General features: G+C 74.4%; 20 protein-coding genes. 14 read left to right on the top strand and 6 right to left on the bottom strand.

Annotation, left to right across the window (positions count from 1 at the left end; all coding sequences use genetic code 11):
* Position 1 precedes the first annotated feature (1 nt).
* The 3 genes from ACFFJG_RS05635 to ACFFJG_RS05625 form a co-directional block, all read right to left on the bottom strand.
* On the bottom strand, positions 2-1,567 hold the full coding sequence (locus ACFFJG_RS05635; protein WP_378517619.1) for a GAF domain-containing sensor histidine kinase: 1,566 nt from the start codon (positions 1,565-1,567) through the stop codon (positions 2-4).
* Positions 1,568-1,599: 32 nt separating this feature from the next.
* The gene (locus tag ACFFJG_RS05630) at positions 1,600-2,040 is read right to left on the bottom strand and encodes a pyridoxamine 5'-phosphate oxidase family protein (protein ID WP_378517618.1); all 441 of its coding nucleotides are present in this window, start codon (positions 2,038-2,040) and stop codon (positions 1,600-1,602) included.
* Positions 2,041-2,114: 74 nt separating this feature from the next.
* On the bottom strand, positions 2,115-2,426 hold the full coding sequence (locus tag ACFFJG_RS05625) for a hypothetical protein (RefSeq protein WP_378517617.1): 312 nt from the start codon (positions 2,424-2,426) through the stop codon (positions 2,115-2,117).
* 93 nt (positions 2,427-2,519) lie between these two features.
* On the opposite strand from ACFFJG_RS05625, the gene ACFFJG_RS05620 reads away from it, so the two are divergent.
* Genes ACFFJG_RS05620 through ACFFJG_RS05600 form a run of 5 tightly spaced genes read left to right on the top strand, consistent with a single transcriptional unit; the run spans position 2,520 to position 7,452 of the window.
* Complete coding sequence (locus ACFFJG_RS05620) at positions 2,520-3,968, top strand: MoxR family ATPase (protein WP_446686232.1); 1,449 nt, start codon at positions 2,520-2,522, stop codon at positions 3,966-3,968.
* On the top strand, positions 3,961-4,506 hold the full coding sequence (locus ACFFJG_RS05615; RefSeq protein ID WP_378517616.1) for a GNAT family N-acetyltransferase: 546 nt from the start codon (positions 3,961-3,963) through the stop codon (positions 4,504-4,506). The genes ACFFJG_RS05620 and ACFFJG_RS05615 overlap by 8 nt, the downstream gene beginning before the upstream one ends.
* Positions 4,503-6,500 (top strand): vWA domain-containing protein, encoded by a 1,998-nt coding sequence (locus ACFFJG_RS05610; protein WP_378517615.1) that lies wholly within the window; start codon positions 4,503-4,505, stop codon positions 6,498-6,500. Before ACFFJG_RS05615 ends, ACFFJG_RS05610 begins: the two co-directional genes overlap by 4 nt.
* A gap of 42 nt (positions 6,501-6,542) precedes the next feature.
* On the top strand, positions 6,543-6,914 hold the full coding sequence (locus ACFFJG_RS05605) for a VOC family protein (protein WP_378517614.1): 372 nt from the start codon (positions 6,543-6,545) through the stop codon (positions 6,912-6,914).
* Positions 6,915-6,933: 19 nt separating this feature from the next.
* Positions 6,934-7,452, top strand: a complete 519-nt coding sequence (locus ACFFJG_RS05600; RefSeq protein ID WP_378517613.1) for an SRPBCC family protein — start codon at positions 6,934-6,936, stop codon at positions 7,450-7,452.
* 3 nt (positions 7,453-7,455) lie between these two features.
* On the opposite strand, the gene ACFFJG_RS05595 is transcribed toward ACFFJG_RS05600, so the two are convergent.
* Both ACFFJG_RS05595 and ACFFJG_RS05590 read right to left on the bottom strand, forming a co-directional pair.
* The gene (locus ACFFJG_RS05595; protein ID WP_378517612.1) at positions 7,456-7,866 is read right to left on the bottom strand and encodes a nuclear transport factor 2 family protein; all 411 of its coding nucleotides are present in this window, start codon (positions 7,864-7,866) and stop codon (positions 7,456-7,458) included.
* Between the two features lie 214 nt (positions 7,867-8,080).
* Entirely contained in the window at positions 8,081-9,433 is a 1,353-nt protein-coding gene (locus ACFFJG_RS05590) for an ABC1 kinase family protein (RefSeq protein ID WP_378517611.1), read from the bottom strand.
* A 138-nt stretch (positions 9,434-9,571) separates the two neighbouring features.
* On the opposite strand from ACFFJG_RS05590, the gene ACFFJG_RS05585 reads away from it, so the two are divergent.
* From ACFFJG_RS05585 to ACFFJG_RS05550, 8 genes are all read left to right on the top strand, one after another.
* On the top strand, positions 9,572-11,083 hold the full coding sequence (locus ACFFJG_RS05585) for a S8 family serine peptidase (RefSeq protein ID WP_378517610.1): 1,512 nt from the start codon (positions 9,572-9,574) through the stop codon (positions 11,081-11,083).
* Positions 11,084-11,220: 137 nt separating this feature from the next.
* Entirely contained in the window at positions 11,221-11,508 is a 288-nt protein-coding gene (locus ACFFJG_RS05580; RefSeq protein WP_378517609.1) for a DUF1905 domain-containing protein, read from the top strand.
* Positions 11,509-11,609: 101 nt separating this feature from the next.
* Positions 11,610-12,170 carry a hypothetical protein gene (locus ACFFJG_RS05575; protein ID WP_378517608.1) on the top strand — a complete coding sequence of 187 codons (561 nt, stop codon included), beginning with the start codon at positions 11,610-11,612 and terminating at the stop codon, positions 12,168-12,170.
* 104 nt (positions 12,171-12,274) lie between these two features.
* The gene (locus tag ACFFJG_RS05570; protein ID WP_378517607.1) at positions 12,275-12,706 is read left to right on the top strand and encodes a DUF6916 family protein; all 432 of its coding nucleotides are present in this window, start codon (positions 12,275-12,277) and stop codon (positions 12,704-12,706) included.
* The gene (locus tag ACFFJG_RS05565; RefSeq protein WP_378517606.1) at positions 12,706-13,221 is read left to right on the top strand and encodes a phage tail protein; all 516 of its coding nucleotides are present in this window, start codon (positions 12,706-12,708) and stop codon (positions 13,219-13,221) included. The genes ACFFJG_RS05570 and ACFFJG_RS05565 overlap by 1 nt, the downstream gene beginning before the upstream one ends.
* A gap of 22 nt (positions 13,222-13,243) precedes the next feature.
* Complete coding sequence (locus tag ACFFJG_RS05560) at positions 13,244-13,750, top strand: phage tail protein (protein ID WP_378517605.1); 507 nt, start codon at positions 13,244-13,246, stop codon at positions 13,748-13,750.
* Between the two features lie 13 nt (positions 13,751-13,763).
* Complete coding sequence (locus ACFFJG_RS05555) at positions 13,764-14,279, top strand: phage tail protein (RefSeq protein WP_378517604.1); 516 nt, start codon at positions 13,764-13,766, stop codon at positions 14,277-14,279.
* Positions 14,280-14,330: 51 nt separating this feature from the next.
* Positions 14,331-19,880, top strand: a complete 5,550-nt coding sequence (locus ACFFJG_RS05550; RefSeq protein ID WP_378517603.1) for an Ig-like domain-containing protein — start codon at positions 14,331-14,333, stop codon at positions 19,878-19,880.
* A gap of 21 nt (positions 19,881-19,901) precedes the next feature.
* On the opposite strand, the gene ACFFJG_RS05545 is transcribed toward ACFFJG_RS05550, so the two are convergent.
* Positions 19,902-20,243 (bottom strand): YciI family protein, encoded by a 342-nt coding sequence (locus ACFFJG_RS05545; protein WP_378517602.1) that lies wholly within the window; start codon positions 20,241-20,243, stop codon positions 19,902-19,904.
* A gap of 198 nt (positions 20,244-20,441) precedes the next feature.
* Between ACFFJG_RS05545 and ACFFJG_RS05540 the strand changes: the two genes are divergently transcribed.
* The gene (locus ACFFJG_RS05540) at positions 20,442-22,010 is read left to right on the top strand and encodes a GAF domain-containing protein (RefSeq protein WP_378517601.1); all 1,569 of its coding nucleotides are present in this window, start codon (positions 20,442-20,444) and stop codon (positions 22,008-22,010) included.
* Positions 22,011-22,024: the final 14 nt, after the last annotated feature.

The raw sequence follows: 22,024 nt of genomic DNA, 5'->3' as shown, positions 1-22,024 counted from the left end.
GTCAGCCGAGCGGGACGCGCCAGACCAGGACGGTGCCGCGCTCCCCGACCCGGGACACCTCCAGGGTGCCGCCGAGGTCGTCGGCTCGGCGGCGGGCGTTGCGCAGACCGCTCAGCGGCGCCTCCTCGGAGAGCCCCACCCCGTCGTCGACGACGCGGAGCTCGAGCCAGTCCGCGGTGACGGTGACGTCGACCTCGGCGCTGTCGGCCAGGGCGTGGCGCGCGACGTTGGACATCGCCTCGCGCAGCACCGCGACCAGCTGCGACCCGAGCTCGAGCGGCACGGCAGAGTCGAGGGGTCCCGACGTGCGGACCACGGGGGTGAACCCCAGCACCGGGACGTACTCCTTGGCGAGCTTGCGGACCGCGGCGCGCAGCGAGTCGCCGCGCCGGTCCTGCAGCTCGAAGATGGTGCCGCGGATCGCCTTGATGGTGTCGTCGAGGTCGGACACGGCGGCGTCGAGCCGCTCGGTGACCGCCCCGGCGCCGGCGATCGCGGCGACGCCCTGCAGCTGGAGGCCGGTGGCGAACAGCCGCTGGATGACGATGTCGTGCAGGTCGCGCGCGATCCGCTCGCGGTCGGAGATCAGCGCCAGCTCCTGGCGGTCGGCGAGGGCCTGGGTGCGGTCGAGGGAGAGCGCCACCTGGTCGGCGAAGCCGGCGAAGAGGTCGAGGTCCTGGACGTCGAGCAGCGCCGCGCCCGGCCGCGAGACCGCCACGAGCGCGGTCACCGGGGCGAGGTGGGAGCGCAGCGGCACCACGACGAGCGGCACGTCGTCCACCACCACGGTGGAGACCGGGCTGCTCGGCCCCACCTCGACCTCCGGGCGGGCGCGGGCGAGGACGTCGAGCACCCACGCGCGGTCGGCGTCCTGGCCGACGCTCACCGTGTCGTGGTCGGCGCCGGAGGAGGACCACAGAGCCACCGCGCGTGCCTGGGAGACCTGCCGCGCGGTCGTGACGACGTGGTGCAGAGCCCCGCGCAGGTCGTCCACCGGGGGCTGCAGCAGCTCGGCGAGGTCGGCCGAGGCCTCGAGCCACTGCCGGCGACGCTCGCTGAGGGCGAAGGAGCGGGCGTTGCTCACGACGTACCCGGCGGTGCGCGCCAGCTCCTCGACGAGGAGCTCGTCGTCCTCGGTGAACGGCCCACCGCCCGCCTTCTCGGTGAGGTAGAGGTTGCCGAAGACCGTGCCGCGGATCCGTACGGGCATGCCGAGGAAGCTGGTCATCGGCGGGTGGTTCGGCGGGAACCCGACCGACCTCGGGTGGGCGGACAGGTCGGCCAGGCGCAGGCCGGACGGGTCGTCGATGATCACCCCGAGGATGCCGCGACCGTGGGGCAGGTCGCCGATCATCTTCCGCGTCCGCTCGTCCAGGCCGGTCGTCACGAACTCGGAGAGGTTGCCGTCACGCCCGAGCACGCCGAGAGCGCCGTAGCGCGCGCCGGTGAGCGTCGTCGCCGCCTCCACGATGCGGGTCAGGGCGAGGTCGAGGTCGAGGTCGCTGGCGATCGCCGACACCGCTCGCAGCAGGGAGCGTGCATCGGCACCGAGGTCGGGCTGTGTCACGGGCCCAGTGTGGACCACCCCGGCGGTCCCGGTCAGGCGGGGCGCTGGACCGGCAGGTGCTGCGAGGGGTCGGCGCCGGCGCCCAGCCGTCGTCCGGTCACCTCGGTCCAGGGGATGCGCACGACGAGGGTGCGCTGCCCGGCCGCCCAGGGCCGGGGCCCCCAGCCACGGCCGAGCGAGGCGAGCTCGTCGAGGTCGGTGACGAAGGTGGCGCGCCCCCGCACCGCGACGCTCCAGCCGCTCTCGTGCTCGTGGTCGAGGTGGTCGATCTCGAAGCACAGCCACGCGTCGCGACCGTAGGTGCCGAGCAGGCTGTAGGCGGTGGTGCGGACCAGGACGGACTCGTCGTGGACGGAGTAGTTGACCGGGACGATGTGCGGGCCGTTCGGCGTGCTGATGGCCACCCTCCCGACGACCCCGGCGCCGAGCAGGCGCGCGCAGTCCTCCCGGGTCAGGTCGTGGGTCGTGTGCATGCCCCCAGCGTGGCTCGCCGACGGGGGACCGGGGCAGGGTCCAAGGTCCCGACCCGTGGGGTCGGTGGCCCGGTTCAGGCCGTGGGTCCCTCGGGGCCGTCCGGACCCCAGGTGCGCGGGTCGGAGAACGGCCCGAAGGACTCGGGGCGCTCGCCCTCCACGGCCCGCCGGTGGTCGACCTCGTCGATGACCAGCGCCGCCAGCTCCGGGGAGGTCTCCCGGTGCTGCTCGGCCAGGTCGCGCAGCCGGCCGATGAAGCGGTCGCGCTCGGCGATCTCCCCGGCGCGGTCCGGCGGCACGAGCACCGAGCTGCGCCCGAGGCCGTACGCCGCGGGCAGCGCGAGCACCATGAGCACGAGGAACAGCACCAGCACGACCGGGAACATGGGCCCCATCCTGCCCGCTGCCGACGGCCGGCGCCCGTACTTCGAGCGCGCTCCACGTTGACGGCCCGGTCTAGCGTGGAGGACGTGAGCGACCTGACCCAGCCGCACGACCCCCAGCAGACGTCCGACCCGACGTCCCACCAGACGTCCCACCCGTCCCCGCACCCCGAGGCGAGCACCCTCGGCCAGCTCCGCGCGAGCGGGCACGAGCTGAAGCCCCTGCGGGTGGAGATCCGCGACAACCTCCTGGCCCTGCTCGCCGCCGGCGAGGACCCGTGGCCCGGGCTGCACGGCTTCGAGGACACCGTCATCCCGCAGGTCGAGCGCGCGCTGCTCGCCGGGCACGACATCGTGCTGCTCGGCGAGCGCGGCCAGGGCAAGACCCGCCTGCTGCGCTCCCTGGTGGCGCTGCTCGACGAGTGGACGCCGGTGATCTCCGGCTCCGAGCTCGGCGAGCACCCCTACGACCCGATCACGGTCGCCTCCCGGCAGGCCGCGGAGACCTACGGCGACGACCTGCGCATCTCGTGGCGCCACCGCGACGAGCGGTACGCCGAGAAGCTCGCCACGCCCGACACCTCGGTCGCCGACCTGATCGGCGACGTCGACCCGATGAAGGTCGCCGAGGGCCGCCACCTCGGCGACCCGGAGACCATCCACTTCGGGCTGATCCCGCGCAGCCACCGCGGGATCGTCGCGATCAACGAGCTGCCCGACCTGGCCGAGCGGATCCAGGTCGCGATGCTCAACGTGATGGAGGAGCGCGACGTCCAGATCCGCGGCTACGTGCTGCGGCTGCCGCTCGACGTGCTCGTCGTGGCCAGCGCCAACCCCGAGGACTACACCAACCGCGGCCGGATCATCACCCCGCTCAAGGACCGGTTCGGGGCCGAGATCCGCACCCACTACCCCCGCGAGGTCGAGCAGGAGATGGCCGTCATCGAGCAGGAGGCCGACCTGGTCGCCGAGGTGCCGGCGTACCTGCTCGAGGTGCTCGCCCGCTTCACCCGCCAGCTGCGTGAGTCGCAGTCGGTCGACCAGCGCTCGGGCGTCAGCGCGCGCTTCGCGATCGCCGGGGCCGAGACCATCGCCGCGGCCGCCCTCCACCGTGCCACCACCCAGGGCGAGGACCGGGCCGTGGCCCGCGTGGTCGACCTCGAGACGGCCGTCGACGTGCTCGGCGGCAAGATCGAGTTCGAGACCGGGGAGGAGGGCCGCGAGGCCGAGATCCTCACCCACCTGCTGCGCACCGCGATCGCCGAGACCGTGCGCGCGCACCTCGCCGGCATCGACCTGCGGCTGCTCGTCGAGGCGATCGAGGAGGGCGCGATGGTCGCCACCGGTGCCCGCGTGGGCGCGCGCGACTTCCTCGCCGGGCTGCCGGTGCTGGGCGAGTCCGACCTCTACGACCAAATCTGCGACCGGCTCGGTGCGACCGACGACGGCGAGCGGGCCGCCGCCATCGAGCTCGCGCTGGAGGGGCTCTACCTCGCCCGGCGCATCGGCAAGGACTCCGACGCGGGGGAGACCGTCTATGGCTGATCTAACCTCGGCGGTCGAGGAGCGGGCGCAGCGAGCCTCCCTGCTGACCTACCGGCGCGGGACCACCGCCGACGTCCCGGCCTTCCGGGCGCTCGGCGAGGCGGTCGTGCCGCCGACCTACGGTCCCATCGACGCGGCGTACGCCCAGCGGATGCTCGACGAGTGGTGGGTGCCGGAGCGGTTCGAGGCCTCGCTGGCGGTCAACACCCACCTCGTCGCGGAGTGCGACGGCGAGGTGGTGGCGATGGCGGCCTTCGGGCTGCTCTCGCGCTCGCACCGCGAGTTCCCCCACGTCGCGGGGGAGCGCGAGGTGATGTGGAAGCTCTACGTCCACCCCGACCACCACGGCCGCGGGATCGGCAGCCGGCTGCTCGCCGAGGTCGAGGCCCTCGTCGAGGGCGACGAGCTGTGGCTGGAGGTCGTCGAGGGCAACGAGCAGGCGTTCAGGTTCTACGCCGCGCGCGGGTTCACCGAGGCCGAGCGGATCGGCGACCGGGCGTGGCCCGACGACGTGTGGATGGTGAAGAGGCTCCGATGAGCAGGTTCCGGAAGTACGACGGCGGCGACCCGCTCGCGCCGCCGGTCGACCTCGCCGAGGCGCTGGACGCCATCGGCCAGGACGTGATGGCCGGCTACAGCCCCGAGCACGCGATGCGCGAGTTCCTGCGCCGCGGCGGCAGCGACCAGGCCGGGCTCGACGAGCTCGCGCGGCGGGTGGCGGAGAAGCGCCGCGACATCCTGCAGCGTCACGACCTCGACGGGACCATGCGCGAGGTGCGCGAGCTGCTCGACCAGGCCGTGCTCGCCGAGCGCGGCCAGCTCGCGCGCGACATCACGATGGACGACGGCGACCGCGCCTTCCGCGAGCTCATGCTCGACAACCTGCCCACCTCGACCGCGGCCGCGGTCGGAGAGCTGTCGTCCTACGACTGGCAGTCGTCGGAGGCGCGGGAGGCCTACGAGCAGATCAAGGACCTCCTCGGCCGCGAGCTCCTCGACCAGCGCTTCGCAGGGATGAAGCAGGCGCTCGAGGGCGCCACCGACGAGGACCGCCAGGCCGTGCAGGACATGCTGTCCGACCTCAACGACCTGCTGGAGAAGCACGCCGCCGAGGGGGTCAGCGACGAGGAGTTCGCCGACTTCATGGACAAGCACGGCGACTTCTTCCCGGAGCAGCCGAAGGACATGGACGAGCTGCTCGACTCGCTCGCGCAGCGCGCGGCCGCGGCGCAGCGGATGATGAACTCGATGACGCCCGAGCAGCGCCAGGAGCTCATGGAGCTCTCGCAGCAGGCGTTCGGCTCCCCGCAGCTGATGGAGCAGCTCGCGCGCATGGACGCGAACCTCCAGTCCCTGCGCCCGGGTGAGGACTGGTCGGGCTCGGAGGGCTTCCAGGGCCAGGACGGGCTCGGTCTCGGCGACGGCACCGGCGCGCTCCAGGACCTCGCCCAGCTCGACGCCCTCGCCGACCAGCTCGCCCAGTCGCACCGCGGCGCGCGGATGGACGACGTCGACCTCGACGCCCTCGCTCGCCAGCTCGGCCAGGACGCCGCCGTCCAGGCGAAGACGCTGCAGGACCTCGAGCGGGCGCTGCGCGACAGCGGCTACCTCAAGCGCGGGTCCGACGGCGAGCTGCGGCTCTCGCCCAAGGCGATGCGCCAGCTCGGCAAGGCGCTGCTGCGCGACGTCGCCGAGCGGATGAGCGGACGGGCGGGGGCGCGCGAGACCCGGTCGACCGGCCTGGCGGGGGAGGCGACCGGGTCGACCCGGCGCTGGGAGTTCGGCGACACCGAGCCGTGGGACGTGCCCCGCACGATCGCCAACGCGGTGCTGCGCCAGAGGGGTGCGTCGCCGGTGCGGATCGCGATCGACGACATCGAGGTCACCGAGACCGAGGCCCGCACCCAGGCGGCCGTCGCACTGCTGGTCGACACGTCGTTCTCCATGGCGATGGACGGGCGGTGGGTGCCGATGAAGCGCACCGCACTCGCGCTCCACCAGCTGGTGCGCTCGCGCTTCCGCGGCGACGACCTGCAGCTCATCGCCTTCGGGCGCCACGCCCAGGTGATGGAGATCGAGGAGCTGACCGCGCTCGACGCGCGGTGGGAGAAGGGCACCAACCTGCACCACGGGCTGCTGCTCGCCAACCGGTTCTTCCGCAAGCACCCCAACGCCCAGCCGGTGCTGCTGGTGGTCACCGACGGTGAGCCGACCTCCCACCTCGAGGCCGACGGCGAGGTCTGGTTCTCCTACCCGCCCCACCCGCTGACCATCGCCCACTCGGTGCGCGAGCTCGACGCCGCGGCCCGCCTCGGGGCGCAGGTGACGTTCTTCCGGCTCGGCGAGGACCCGGGCCTGGCCCGCTTCATCGACTCGATGGCGCGCCGGGTCGACGGGCGCATGGTGAGCCCGGAGCTCGACGACCTCGGCGCGGCGGTCGTCGGGTCCTACCTCGGCTCCCGCGGCCCCGGGGCGTCCTACCGCGAGCAGTTCGGTGACTTCTACGGCGGCGGGCGCGGCTCCTGGTTCTAGGGGGTTCTAGGCAACGGCGCGGCGGCGCAGGACACTGGCGCCGTGCCCCGTCTCGTGCAGGTCGCCCAGCGCGCGACCGACCTCGCCGCCGCCTCGTCCTTCTACGCCGAGCTGCTCGGGGTCGAGCCCGCGGCGACGTTCGACCCGCCCGGTCTGGTCTTCTTCGACCTCGACGGCGTCCGTCTCCTGCTCGACCGCGGCGCCCCGAGCGCGCTCGTCTACCTCGCCGTCGACGACATCGAGGCGTCCGTGGCGTGGGTGCGCGGCAAGGGACTCGAGGTGACCTCGGAGCCGCACGTGATCTTCGGGCACGACGACGACACGCTCGGACCGGCGGGCACCGACGAGTGGATGGCGTTCTTCACCGATCCCGAGGGCAACCTCGTCGGCCTCGTGGAGCAGCGTCCGCGCTGACCCGTGGTTGGGTGGTCGCATGGAAGACCAGGCGACCGACCAGGCGACCGACCAGGCGACCGACCAGCTGACCGCCCGCCGGTTCATCGAGGCCGCGCCGGCCGACGTGTTCGCCGTGCTGCGCGACCCGGAGGGCCAGGTCGACATCGACGCCTCCGGGATGCTCCAGGCGGCGGAGGGGGAGCCCGTCGGGGCGGTGGGCGACCGCTTCACCGTCCACATGGACCGGGAGGCCAAGGGCGACTACCCGATGGGCCGCTACGACGTCGAGGTGGTCATCGACCGCTACGAGCACGACCGCGAGATCGCCTGGTGGATCGACGGGACCATCCAGCCGCCGATCGGCCACACCTACGGCTACGTCCTCGAGCCGGGCGAGGTCGAGGGCCGGCCGGGCACGTGGGTCACGTCGGTCTACGACTGGTCGCAGGTCGGCGAGAAGTGGCGCCCGATCTTCCCGGTCGTGGGCCAGGCCGAGCTGCGCGCCACCCTCGGCATCCTGGACCGCGTGGTCCGCCGCCGCGCCGTGACGGCGTAGGGGTCAGGACCGGGGCGCCGCCTCCAGCATCCGCAGGAGCTCGGCGCCCATGTGCTCGACGACGGCGTCGAGCGCCCGCTTCGGCCGCACCATCACGGTGAAGTCGACGATCCGGCCGTCGGCGTCCCAGGTGATCATGTCGATCCCGGAGACGTCGTAGCCCCCGACCCGGGTGCGGAACTCCAGCACCGCCGAGTCGTCGCCGAGCCACTCCCGCTCGTAGGTCAGCTCGGGCCCGAGCACCGTGAAGGCGGCGGTGAGGTAGCCCACGACCGTGTCGCGGCCCTCCTGCGGCGCGTGGACGGCCGGGCTGCGGAAGACGGCGTCGTCGGCGACCAGCGCCGGCAGGCCCGCGGCGTCGCGGCTCGCGACGACGGCGTGCCAGCGGGCGAGGGCATCGGCTGCGGTGCTCATGCGCGCCATCGTGCCACCACGTCGGCGTGCCCGGTCGGCCCGCCGGACGGTTGTGCGGTCGTGGTGACGTACGTGGTGCGTCACCACGACCGCGTTGTGCCCGAAGTCCCCGGATATCCGGGGACTTCGGCAGGAGCGCGGAACATCCGAGCCACTCGGTGCCCGAACCCTCCACGATCCGGCGAGCGAGCGGGAGGCGGCCGTCAGTCGGCCGTCAGTCGGCGAAGCCGGGCAGCGACTCCTCGAGGATCTCGCGGAAGGGCGCGGAGGCGTTGAGCTGGCTCAGCAGGCCGATGGCGCCGATCCACGTGCGGTGGATCAGGAGGTAGGAGGTCGGCAGGTTGAGCTTCATCGCGAGCGTGAACTCCTCCGAGCGCGGGTCGTTGACCCGTTCGAACTGCTCGCGCATCCACTCCCGGGTGAAGGTGAACCGCTCCTGCGCGGCGGGCTCGACGAACGGCGCGAGGTAGCTCATCAGCATGCCGGGGTCGATCGTGATCCGGTCCTTGATGAAGCCCTCCGCGCGCAGGCCCGCCACGAGCGACTCCTCGTCGGAGTCGAGGGCGATCCGCATCAGGCGCCCGGTCGCCGGCGGCATCTGGCCGTCCTCGAGCCGCGCCACGGCGCCGAAGTCGAGGACGCCGAGGCGGCCGAGGCCACCGTCGGGGGCGGGCAGCACCCGGAAGTTGCCGGGGTGCGGGTCGGCGTGGAGCATCCCGGTGCGCTTCGGGCCCTCGAAGAGGAACCGGACGAAGAGCTCGCCGTAGTGGTCGCGCTCCTCCTGCGTGCCCTCGCGGATCACGTGCGCCAGCGAGTGGGGCGAGTCCATCCACTCGGTCACCAGCACCTCCTCGCCGACCGACACGACCCCCGGCACCACGATGTCGGGGTGGTCGGCGAAGGCCTCGGCGTACGCCGCCTGGGCCTCGGCCTCGAGGTGGTAGTCGAGCTCCTCGGCCGCGCGCGCCTGCAGCTCGGCGACCAGCGGCTTGATGTCGAGGCCGGGGAAGACCGGCGCCACGCTGCGGGCCACGCGGGAGAGCTGGCGCAGGTCGGACATGAGCGCCTCCCCGGCGCCGGGGTACTGCACCTTGACTGCGACGTCGCGCTCGCCGGCCGAGGCGTCGGTGTGGTCGAGCCAGCGGCCACGGTGCACCTGCCCGATCGACGCCGCCGCGGTCGGGGCGCCGTCGAGCCACACCAGCCGCTCGCCCCAGTCCGCACCGAGGTGGGTGGTCAGCTGCTCGCGCACCGTCGAGGTGGGCATCGGGGGAGCGGAGTCCTGGAGGGCCGTGAGGTGCTCGCGGTACGGCGCCGAGACCTCCTCGGGCAGCGCCGCCTCCAGCACGCTGAGGGCCTGGCCGAACTTCATCGCACCGCCCTTGAGCTCGCCCAGGGTGCGGAAGAGCTGTTCGGCGGTGCGCTGCTGCACCTCGGTCATCACCGCCTCGGCCGGCTTGCCGCCCAGGCGCTTGCCCAGGCCGAGTGCCTGGCGCCCGGCGTAACCGAGCGGAAGCGCGGCCAGCCGCGCCGTGCGGGCTGCGGCCCTGCGGGGGAGCTCCGTCATGCAGCCATCATCGCCGATGCCTGGTGACCGGGGCAGGCCCCGAGAGGTGGTGGCCGCACGAGACGTGCCGAGGCAGGCGTGACCCCGGGCGCGGTGGCTCGTTGCACGGTCACCGAACCCTCGTCCCCGGGAGGCCCCGTGCGCCACCAGCCCCTGCTCGCCGTTGCGGCGCTCGCGCTCGCCACGTCCGCCACCCTCGCCGCCGGCGGCCACGCCGACGCAGCCCCCGACGCAGCCCCCGACGCAGCCGCCGATGCAGCCACGGCCGCAGTGCCCGCGCCTGCGGACCTGTCCCCGTTCCTCGCGCGGCAGCTCGGCCGGCTCACCGGCCCGACCACCGTGCTGGTGCACGGCTCGTCGCTCGCGGCGGCGCGCGACGCCGTGGCGGCGACCGGGATGGCGAAGGCGGGTGAGTTCCGCGCGATCGACGTGGTCGTCGCGCGGGCGAGCGCCGACCAGGTCCGCGCCGTGCGCTCGCGGCCCGGCGTGACCTATGTCGAGGGCGGCGCGCAGCCGATCGCGTTCACCGCCGAGCAGGCCGAGACCTCCAACACCGCGACCCGGGGTGCGGAGGCCGCGGCCACCCTCACCGGCACCGATGGCTCCCCGCTCACCGGCAAAGGCGTCAGCGTCGCGGTCATCGACTCCGGCGTCGACCCCACCCACCCCTACCTCCGCGACGCGGACGGCTCGTCGGCCGTGGTGGCGAACCTCAAGGCACTTTGCGAGCCGCTCTCGGAGACCTGCACGGTGCAGCGCGTCCCGGCCGGCCTCGACACCGACACCCTGTCGGCGGGCGGCCACGGCACCCACGTCAACGGCATCGTCGCCGGGCGTCCCACGACGCTGAAGGACGGCAGCACCCTCCAGGGCGCCGCCCCGGGCGCCAGCCTCGTGTCCGTCTCGACGGGCGCCGCCCTCGTCATCCTCGGCGCCGACTCGGCGCTCAACTGGGTGCTGGAGCACCACGACGCCCCGTGCGGCCCGGGGGTGCCCGCCTCGACGTGCCCGCCGATCAAGGTCACCAACAACTCCTACGGCCCGACCGGCGGCGGTGCGTTCGACCCGCAGTCCGCGACGGTGAAGCTCCAGCGCGCCCTGGCCGCGGAGGGCGTCGTCACCGTGTGGGCTGCCGGCAACGACGGCGGCGACGGCTCGCAGAGCCTGACCAACCCGCCCGGCCAGGACCCGACCGGCGGCATCCTGTCGGTCGCGTCCTACTTCGACGCCGACACCGGCACGCGTGAGGGCACCGTCTCCGACTTCAGCTCGCGCGGCCTCGCCACGGACCCCTCGACGTGGCCCGACCTGTCGGCGCCGGGCGAGGCGATCACGTCCTCGTGCCGCCCCTACCTGCTGATCTGCGCGACCGGCCTCGACCCGCACGACGGCCCCGGCCTGCTCGACGTCAGCACTTTCAACACCATCAGCGGCACCTCGATGGCCGCGCCGCACGTCGCGGGCATCGTCGCGCAGCTCTTCCAGGCCGACCCATCCGCCACCCCCGCCGACATCGAAGAGGCCCTGAAGGTGTCGACCCACAAGTACTCCGACGGGGCGGCCTACGAGGCCGGACCGCTGGGCACGACGTCGTACGACAAGGGCTACGGGCTGGTCGACGTGGTCGCTGCCGTCGCCGCGCTGGGCTGAGGTCCACGCGGCACCGAGACCCCCTCCAGGGGAACCCACCGCAGGGGTGCGGTGGACGGGCGGGCGGGAGATACAGGGCTCCCGCCCGCCCCACTCACGTCCTGTCGCACGACGTCCCGATCCGGCAGGCTGTGCCCATGGAGCTGGAGTTCAGCGGCGAGCTGGTGGAGTGGCGCGGCCCCGCGCCCTACCACTTCGTCCCCCTGCCGCCCGACGAGGCGGAGCTGGTCGACGAGGTGAAGGCCGAGGTCGCCTACTGGGGCGTCGTCCCGGTCCGCGCCCGGATCGGCGGCACCGACTTCACCACCTCGATGTTCCCCCGCGAGGGCACCTGGTTCCTGCCGGTGAAGGACGCCGTGCGGCGCGCCGAGGGCCTCGGGCTCGGCGAGGTCGTCGACGTGCTCCTGGCCGTCGGCCGCGACTGACCGGCCTCGCGAGGCAACCTCCGCGAGCCGTCCGGCGTCCTCTCCATGTCCCCGACCGGGGGCACGACACGACGAACGGACACACCACCATGCTCACCTCCGTGCTCACCACCGTGCGCACCACCTCGCTCGGGGCCGCTGCCCTCGCGCTCGCCGCCCTCGCCCTCACCCAGGTCGCGCCTGCCTCGGCCGCGACGCTCACCGCCGACGACCCACGCGACCTCGGCCACGGCGTCGACCTCCGCTCGGTGGAGGTCCAGCACGGCGGACGCAACGTCGTGGTCACCACGACCCACGCCGACCTGGTCCCGGACTACCGCTCCGGCTCCTCCGGCGCCGTCTTCCTCGACACCGACCCCGCCGACCCCGGGCCGGAGTTCGTCCTGGCCGGCGGCTACTTCTCCGGCACCGACTACGTGCTGCTCACCACCGACGGCTTCGCCCGCGGGTCGTGGGGCGAGCCGGTCGAGGGGTCCTACCGGATGCGGGTCGACTACGACGCCGACCAGGTGCGGACGCGGATCGCCCGCAGCGCGCTCGGCTCGCCCGACGAGGTGCGGGTGGCGGTCCGGGTGGCCGGCACGCGACCCGACGGCACCGACACCCGCCCGGACTGGCTCGGGGCGCCGCGGAGCCTCACTGACTGGGGTGCCTCCCGCTGACCTTCCGGTCCCGATCCACAGTTGGGTAAAACGCCGGACCGGTGCCGTCGGCCGTGCCACGCTCGGCAGGCCAGCCACGGACACGACGGATCGGACACATCGGGGTGGACCCCTCTACCAACCTGCCCGCGACGGCTGCGGGCCGGCGCACCGTGGTCGCCGCGGGGGTCGCGACCGCGGCCGTCCTCGCCGCGCCCGACCTCGCCGAGGCGGCGGCCGCGCCCGACCGCGAGCGCTTCGAGAAGCTCGTCGGCGAGACCTTCGAGGCGACCCTCGAGGGCCGCACGGTGCGTCTCCGGCTGGACGCCGTCACCGACGCCGGCCACCGCCCGCCGCGGCTGCGAGGGGCGCGCCTCGCGCGGTGGCGCCGGACGTCCTACGTCCTGACCTTCAGCACGCGCGCCACGGTGCGCCAGGGCACGTGGACGTTGCGCTCGCGACGCGTGCGCCGGTTCCCGCTGTTCGTCGTGCCCGGTGCGGCCGACCGCCGCGGTCGCACGGTCGTGACCGCCACGTTCAACGGATGGAGGGGCTGATGGGACAGCCGTACGTCGGCGAGATCCGGATGTTCGGGGGCAGCTTCGCGCCGGCCGGATGGATGTTCTGCGACGGGAGCGTGATCCCGATCTCGGAGAACGAGGTGCTCTTCCAGCTCATCGGCACCACCTACGGGGGCGACGGGCAGAGCACCTTCGCCCTGCCCGACCTCCGCGGCCGGGTGCCGGTGCACCAGGGGCGGAGCTCCAGCAGCGGCACCACCTACCAGGTCGGCGAGACCGGTGGCGTCGAGACGGTCACCCTGACCGTCCCGCAGCTCCCGGTCCACACCCACCCGCTGCCGGCCTCCACGTCGGGCGCGAGCAGCCGCTCCGCCGTCGGCGGCGTGCCCGCGGCCCTCCCGGCCGAGGTGGCGTGGTCACCCGCCGCCGCCGACGAGCCCATGGGCGTCGCGACGGCGGCCGGCGGCTCGCAGCCGCACACCAACCTGCAGCCGTACCTCGGCATCTCGTTCATCATCTCGCTCTTCGGCATCTTCCCGTCGCAGACCTGACCGTCCCTGATCTGGAGACACCGTGTCCACCTCACCCTTCGTGGCCGAGATCGCGCTCTTCCCCTACACCTTCGCCCCCCAGGGCTGGGCGTGGTGCAACGGGCAGCTGCTGCCGATCAGCCAGAACACCGCGCTCTTCTCCCTGCTCGGCACCTTCTACGGCGGCGACGGGAAGAGCACCTTCGCGCTCCCCGACCTCAACGGCCGGGTCGCGCTGGGCCAGGGACAGGGCCCCGGCCTGTCCGGCTACGGGCTCGGTGAGCAGGCAGGCGCCGCCCAGGTGACGCTCCTGCCGTCGGAGATGCCGGCGCACGCCCACACGACGGCCGCCGTCAACGGGTCCGGTGCCTCGCCGAGCCCGGCGGTCGCCGTGCCGGCGACGGGGGAGGCGCCGCTCCTCCACTCCAGCGGCTCGACGACCAACCCCCTGTCCCCGGTGGGCGGTGGGCAGCCGCACAACAACCTGCAGCCCTACCTCACGCTCCACTACGCCATCGCCCTGCAGGGCGTCTTCCCCCCGCGCGGCTGAGAGGTCACCGACGATGGACGATCCCTTCCTCGGCGAGATCCTGTGGGTCTCGTTTCCCTTCGCGCCCAAGGGCTGGGCGCTGTGCAACGGGCAGCTCCTGCCCATCAACCAGAACCAGGCGCTCTTCGCGCTCCTCGGCACGACCTACGGCGGCAACGGACAGACGAACTTCGCCCTGCCCGACCTGCGCGGTCGCGTCGCGCTCGGCGAGGGCGGCAACGGCTCCTACCCGCTGGGCCAGGTCGGCGGCGAGGAGGCGCACACGCTGACCGTCGCCGAGATGCCCTCGCACTCCCACGGCTACGCCGTCACCGACCACCGCGGCACCACCGGCGACCCCGGCGCGCCCGCCGGCGTCGCGTGGGCGAGCGGGGAGCAGGCCTACACGGCCCCGGCCGCGGCGAACACCCAGCTCCACCCGAGTGCGGTGTCGTACGCCGGCGGCTCGCAGCCCCACACCAACATGCAGCCCTACCTCGGCCTGACCGCGATCATCGCCCTGCAGGGCGTCTTCCCGTCGTACAGCTGACGCTGCGTCCCACCCTCCGCTCCTGCCGTCCTCGTCACCCCAAGGACCCCCGTGCTCCTGCGCCACCGCCTCGCCGCCACCACCGCGCTGACCCTCGCCGCCGGCCTGCCCGTCGCCCTCGTCACGCCCGCCCACGCGGGCGCCGTGGGGTCGGGCGAGACCGTCGTCTCCGGCACCACCACCGCAGGCGGGGTGGGGGAGTCGGTCGCGACCGCGCTGCCCGACGGCCGCACCCTCGTCGCGTGGGAGGGCACCCGTGCCGTCACCACCGGCACCGCGCAGGGCCTCAAGCGCGAGATCTGGGGCCGGGTCCTCGACGCGTCGGGCGCAGCCCTCGGCTCACCGGCCCTGCTCGCGCAGATGGGTGCGCCTGCCGACGCCACGCAGGACGCCGCCGACCCGTCGCTGGCCACGCTGCCGGACGGTCGTGTCGTCCTGGTCTTCGCCGGCGACGTGCTGGCCGACACCGCAGGGGCTCCCACGCCGATCGACACCACCAGCTGGCAGGTGCAGGCGGTCGTCCTCGACCCGGCCGTGCTCGGCCAGGCGACGCCGGTCGCCCTCACCGGCGTGGCGCCCACGAGCGCGGCGTACGACCAGCAGCACCCCGACGTCGCCCTCGACCACGGACAGCTCCGCGTCGTCTGGGACGGCGACACGCCCGCCACCGGCGACGGTGCGCCCGCGGTGTGGACCACGCTGGTGCCGACCGACCTGTCGGGCACCCCGACGGTGGTCCAGGTCAGCCCGGACGGGCAGACCGGCACCCGGCCGCGCGTCGCGGCGCTCACGACGGGTGCGTCCACGCGCTCCGCCGTGGTGTGGGAGGGCGTCGCCGCCTCCGACGCAGGCGGTGCCGTGCGCCGCATCGGCGTCGCCCGCCTCACCGGCACGACCGTCACCGCCGGTCCGTCGATCGGCGCGGCCGCGGCCGGTTCGGCGATCGAGCAGCTCGCGCCCGACGTCGTCGGCGGCACCCGCTGGCGCGCCGTCTGGTCGTCCAACCTCGACGGGTCCGGCACGGGGGCCTACCGGATCTGGACCGCGTCCTTCGACGACGCCCAGGTCTACGACGCCGGCACCGCGGTGACCTCGGGCGCGCACGACACCTGGCCGAGCGTGACCCGCGACACCGCGCAGGACCAGGACGTCGTGTCCTTCGCCCGGCGCACCGCGACTGCAGGAACGGGCCACTACGAGGTGGTCGCCGGGCGCGTCGCCGGTGGGACCCTCGTCGACCTGTCCCAGGTCAGCACCACCGACGCGGACATGTCCTACGACAACGCCGAGTCCATGCGTCCGGCGACCGTCGCGCACCCGTCCGGCGCGATCGTCCACGCCTGGTCGCGCGTGCGCGCCGACGGCGTCCCCGGGGTGGCCGTGCGCCGCTCCGCCGCCCTGGTCGACCTCACCACCAGCGTGACGGTGACCCCGGCCCGCCCGGCCCCGGCGCGCACGGGCGTCAACCCGGCCGACACCGTGACGGTCACCGTCGGCTACGGCTCCCGCTCCACCTCGGTCGGCAGCGCCGCGAGCGCCCTGACGTTCTCCTTCCCCGGCTTCGACGTCGCCGGCACCAGCGTCAGCGGCCCCGCGGTCGCCGCCGGCCCGGGCCGCTGGGACGTGCCCGCGATGGCCCCCGGCGCCTCGGGGACGATCACCCTCACCGGCACCATGGCCACCGCGTCCGAGGGGACGGTGCGCACGGCGACGACGACGATCGCGGCCACCTCGCTCGTCGTCGACGACCCCGCGACGAACAGCACGGCCACCGCGAGCGCGACGGTCGACCACCCGCCGGCCGTCACCGGCGTCACCCGCCTCGACGGCGACCCCACCAGCGCCGCGCAGGTGCGCTGGACGGTCTCCCTCGACCAGCCCGTCACCGGGCTCGACCTCTCCGACCTCCAGCTGGTGACCACCGGCAGCGCGTCGGCGACGCTCTCGGGCATCTCGTGCGCCGGCACGTCCTGCACGGTGGCCGCCCAGTTCGGCAGCGGCGCCGGCACGGTCGCGCTGTCCGTCCGCGGCGCCGCCACGGCCACCGACGCGACGGGCAAGGCGCTCGCCACCGGCAACCTCCCGTTCGCCGGCGAGGCCTACACCGTCGACCGCCAGCCGCCGACCGTGACCACCACCGCGCTCGGTCCCGACCCGGCGAACGGCACGCCGCTGGAGTTCCGCCTCGACTTCTCCGAGCCGGTGACCCAGCCGCAGGCCCCGGGCCTCGCCGTCACGGGCGGCACCGTCGCCGGCGTCGTGCGCACCTCCGGTGGCAGCGGCCTCGTCTCCTCGTGGACCGTCCGGGTGACGCCCTCCGGCGACGGCACCGTCGGCGTGACCCCCGGCGCCGGGACCTCGAGCGACGCCGCCGGCAACGCCAGCCTCGCCGGCACCGGTGCCACCCGCACCTCCGACCGCACCGCCCCGGTCCTCACCGTCACCGGCCCCGTCACGCCTCAGCGCGGTGCCTTCGACGTCACCGTCTCCGCCAGCGAGCCGGTCACCGGGCTCGGCCTCGACGACGTCGCCGTCACCGGCGGCAGCGCGACGTCGCTGGCCGGCTCCGGACCCTGGACGGTCCGGGTGGCCCCCGACACGGAGGGTCCCGTGGTCGTGCGGCTGGCCGCCGGTGCGGTGACCGACGCGGCCGGCAACCCGAACGCCCAGGCGTCCGGCACCACGACGTACGACGCGACGCGCCCCGGCGTGACGGTGTCCTCGGCTGCGGGCGACCCGACCGGCGACGACCCCATCGTCTTCACCCTGACCTTCACCGAGCCCGTCACCGGGCTCGACGTCGGCGAGCTCACCGTCACCGGCGGCGCCGCGACGATGACCGGCGCGGGCGCCACGCGACGCGTCGAGGTCGTGCCCGCCGCGGACGGTCCGGTCTCGGTCGCCGTGCCGGCGGACGTCGCCGTCGACGCGGCCGGTAACGGCAACACCGCCGGAGACTCGGTGACCCGCACCCACGACACGACCGGTCCGACCCCGCAGCTCACCACGACCGCGGTGTCCCCGAGCAACGCCTCGTCGTTCCCCGTGACGGTGACCTGGCCCGAGCGCGTCCTGGGCTTCGGCATCGACGACGTGCTGGTGACGCGTGGCACGGCCGCCGGCCTCACCGCCACCGGCCCCACCACCTGGACGATGACCCTCACGCCTGCCGGCGACGGCCCGGTGCGGCTCGGCATCGCCGCCGGCGCCGCCGTGGACGAGGCCGGCAACGCCTCCCTGGCCGCGACGCAGCTGACGGTCACCAGCGACCGCACCGCGCCGACGACCCTCCTGTCGACCGACGCGCACGACCCGACCCGGCGCTCGTCCTTCACGCTGTCGGTCGCCTTCGGCGAGAGCGTCACCGGCCTCTCGCTCGACGACTTCGTCACCGCGAACGCGGGGCTCGCCGCGCTCACCGACGTCGACGGCGACGGCGCCGACTGGACCCTGACGGTGAGCCCGCTCGCCGAGGGCCCCGTCTCGGTCCGGCTCCCCGCGGGCGCCGCGACGGACCTCGCCGGCAACGCGAGCGCCGCCGGCGCCGAGGTGGCGCTCACCTACGACGCGACCGCGACCGCCGACCTGGCCTACGCCGGCCCGTCGCTGGTCAACGCCCCGGTCGCCGTCGAGCTCACCCTGAGCGACCCCGCCACGATCGTCGCCGGTGACCTCGACGTCACCAACGCCACCGTGACGTCGCTGAGCGGGGGACCGCGGGTCTACGACCTGGTCCTGTCGCCGACCGCCGACGGCGAGGCCGCCGTCCAGCTCCCCGCCGGTGCCTTCACGGACGCCGCGGGCAACACCAGCACCGCCTCGCAGCGGGTCTCGGTCGTCTACGACGCGACAGCGCCGACCGTCACCCGGCTCGACGTCCCGGCCCGAGCCGGGGCGCCCTACCCCGTCGCGGTGCGGTTCTCGGAGCCGGTCACCTCGTTGGGCGCCGCCGGGATCGACGTCACCAACGGCACGGCCGCCCAGGTCACCGGCTCGGGGCGCGACTGGACGTTCGTCGTCACCCCGGCGGCCGACGGGCAGGTCACCGTGACCCTCGCCGCGGGCGCCGCGCGCGACGCCGCCGGCAACCCGAGCGCGGCCACCGGCGCGGCGTCGACGACGTACGACACGACCGCGCCGACGGTCACCGTGGGCTCGCCCACCGCGGCCGTGGTCACCACCTCGCCCGTGCCGGTGGAGATCGTCTTCTCCGAGACCGTCACCGGGCTCGACGTGGACGACGTCGCGGTCACCAACGGGGTCATCACCTCCCTCGCCGGTGGCGGCACCCGCTGGACGGCGGACCTGGTGCCGGCAGGGGAGGGCGAGGTGACCGTGCGGGTGCGTGCGGGCGCGACGACCGACGAGCAGGGCCTGCCCTCGGCGGCCAGCAACACACTCGTCCGGGACTACGACTCGACCCGGCCGACCCTCGCGCTGACGTCCCCGCTGTCGGGCACCACGCGGGAGTCGTCGGTGCCGGTCACCGCCACTTTCAGCAAGCCGGTGCTCGGCTTCGACGCCACCGACCTCCGTCCGGTCGGGGCGAGCGTCGGCGACCTGACCCGCGTGGACGCCCGCACCTGGACGTTCGAGCTCCGTCCCCTCGCCGACGGTGACGTCGAGGTGTCCGTGCCGGACGCCGCCGCTGCGTCGGCCGGGGGCAACCTCGCCCTCGGTGGACGGTTCGCGATCACGGTCGACCGCGCCGCACCGGTGCTGCGGGTGAGCGGGCCCGCGACGACCGTCGAGGACGGCCCGGTGGTGTACGACGTCGTGGCCAGCGAGCCGGTGACCGGGCTCGACGAGGCCGACCTGTCCGTCGCCGGGAGCGCCGAGCCCACCACGGTCGCCCTCGTCGCCGGCGCGCCCGGCACCTGGCAGGTCACGGTTGGCGGCATGGTGGCCGAGGGTGACGTCACCCTGGCCGTACGAGCCGGCGCAGTGGTCGACGCGGCCGGCAACGGCTCGGCGGCCGCGGCGGCCAGCACGTCGTGGCGACCGGCCGGTCGGCTGCGGTCGGTCGCGCTGGTCCAGCAGGCCGGCAGCCGTCAGGGCAACAGGGTCAGCCTGCCGGTCGCGGTGCGGGGCCGGGACGTGCGCGTCAGCGCCACGTCCTCCAACCCGCGGCTGCTGCCCGCCTCGGCGATCAGCCTGACGCAGGTGGCTGGCGGAGAGACCGCGATGCTCACGCTCGCTGCCCGCCCGCACCGCTCCGGCACCAGCCGGGTCGTGGTCACCGTCAGCGGCGGCGGCACCACCCGGGTGCTGCGGCTGCGGATGGTGGTCGGCGGTCGAGGCGACGAGCAGCTGCGGGGCTCGCGCGGCACCGACGTCATCCTGGCGCGGATCGGCTCCGACACCATGCTCGGACGCGGAGGTGACGACCACCTCTACGGCGGCTACGGCGCCGACCGCCTGGTCGGTGGCCGCGGTGACGACCTGCTCATCGGCGGGCCCGGGCGCGACCGCCTGACCGGCGGGTCCGGGGCGGACCTCTTCGTCACGTGGGGCCTCGACGAGCTGGTCGACGTCACCGGCGCGCAGGGAGACCGGACGGAGGTCGTCGACCGCGCGGGACGACGCCTGCTCGGCCCCTGAGGACCGAGGTCCCGGCCGAGGTCACTTGATCTCGCGGACCTCCTGGGGCCAGCCGCAGCCCTCGGCCACGCGCGCGGCCCACGTGCGCGCCGTGTCCAGGTCGGGCACCTCGATGACCGTGATGCCGCCGAGGTACTCCGTGACCTCGGTGTAGGGGCCGTCGGAGACGACCATCTCGCCGCTCGTGCCGTCGGCGCTGAAGGCCAGGTCCATGTCCTCGACGAGCCCGCCGGCGAAGACCAGCACGCCGGCCTCCTCCATGTCGCGCACCACCGCGCGGGACGGCTCGACCCGGCCCTGGTACCACTCGGCCGGGTGGTCCCCGACCCACTGCTGCATGAAGTAGATCGCGTACTTGGTCATCCTCGTGCCCTTCTTCGAGGGCCGCTCCTGCGGCCCGGTCACCACTGTGACGGACGACGGGCCGACGGATCGACAGCCGGGCGGTCCGGATCGGAAAGTAAAACCTTCAACCATGCTGCGCGAACGCGTCAGTTCCCGAGCCCGAGGACCGAACAGGGAGTTACCAACTCACCGCGGGGGCGAAACGAGGGACATCTGATGCTGCCCACCCGCCGGACCCGCGCCGCCGCCACCGCTGCCTCGATGGTGCTCGACCGGGCACGGTCGGAGTCCCGTGCCGTGACGCACGTGCTGGCCGCCCTGGCGGGCGTCTCGGACGCCGACCCGACAGCCGCCGTGCAGGAGGCCCTCGGGGCGGTGCGCGAGGCGTTCGGCTGGGAGTACGGCTCCTACTGGCAGGTCGACGGCGAGGCCGCCGTCCTGCGCTTCGTCACCGACTCGGGCCAGGTGAGCCCCGACTTCGCCGCCGTGACCGCCCGCTCCACGTTCGCCGAGGGAGTCGGCCTCGCCGGCCGGGCTTGGCAGCGGCGCGAGCTCGTCCTCGTCCGCGACCTCGCCGACGTCCCCGACTGCGTGCGCGCGCCCGTCGCGCGCCGCGTGGGCGTCCGGAGCGGCGTGTGCGTCCCGCTGCTCGACGAGGGCGGCCGCGTCGTCGGCACGATGGACTTCCTCACCACCCGGGCCCTCGACCCGACCGAGGACCACCTGACCACCCTGCGCTCCGTGGGACTGCTGGTCTCGCAGGCGCTGCAGCGGGTGCACGAGCGGGCCCGCCAGGCCGCGCTCGCCCGCGACATGGCCGCGGTCACCTCCGTGCTCGCCCGGTTGGCCTCCGCTGAGTCGCCGGACGAGGCGGCGCGCGTCGCGCTCGACGTCGTGCGCGAGGAGTTCGGGTGGGCCTACGGCTCGTACTGGGCCCTCGACGCCGAGCGCACGGCGCTGCACTTCGTGCTCGAGTCGGGGTCGGCCAGCGACGAGTTCCGCGAGGTCACCCTGGCCGCCTCGTTCCGCGAGGGCGTCGGGCTCTCCGGCCGCACCTGGGCGGCGCGCGAGATGGTGTTCGTGCCCGACCTGGGCGAGATGACCGACTGCGTCCGGGCGCCCGCCGCCCAGCGCGCAGGAGTGCGCTCGGGCGTGTGCCTGCCGATCATCGTCGGTGGCCAGGTCATCGCCACGATGGACTTCTTCGCCACCGAGCGGCTCGAGCTCCCGCGGAACCGCAGCGACACCTTGCGCAACACCGCCTTCCTGGTCTCCCAGGCCATCGAGCGCACCCAGGCCGCGGAGCGCCTGCGCACCGCCGGCGCCGAGCTGATGACGAGCATCAGCGAGGTCGAGCGCAACGTCGACCTGGCCACGACCGTCTCCGAGGACGCCGCCGACGCCACCCGCCGGGCCGGGGAGCTCGTCGCCCGCCTCGAGGCCAGCAGCCAGGAGATCGGCAAGGTGGTCCGGGTGATCACCGAGATCGCCCAGCAGACCAACCTCCTCGCCCTCAACGCCACCATCGAGGCCGCCCGCGCCGGCGAGGCCGGCAAGGGCTTCGCGGTCGTCGCGGGCGAGGTCAAGGAGCTCGCCAGCGAGACCGCCCGGGCCACCGCGGACGTCAGCGGGCAGGTCGGTGCCATCCAGGCCGACGCCGCCGGCGTGGTCGGCTCGCTCAACGACATCGGCGAGGTGGTCGGGCGGATCAACCAGACCCAGAGCATGATCAGCGACGTGCTCACCGAGCAGACCACGGTGACGCGCGGGATCCTGGCCGGCTGAGGGGCGGTCGCCCC

It is taken from the genome of Nocardioides zeicaulis (assembly GCF_042432345.1).
GTDB lineage: Bacteria > Actinomycetota > Actinomycetes > Propionibacteriales > Nocardioidaceae > Nocardioides > Nocardioides zeicaulis.
Note: the sequence above shows the minus strand (reverse complement) of the source record. Positions and strands in the feature narration are given on the sequence as shown.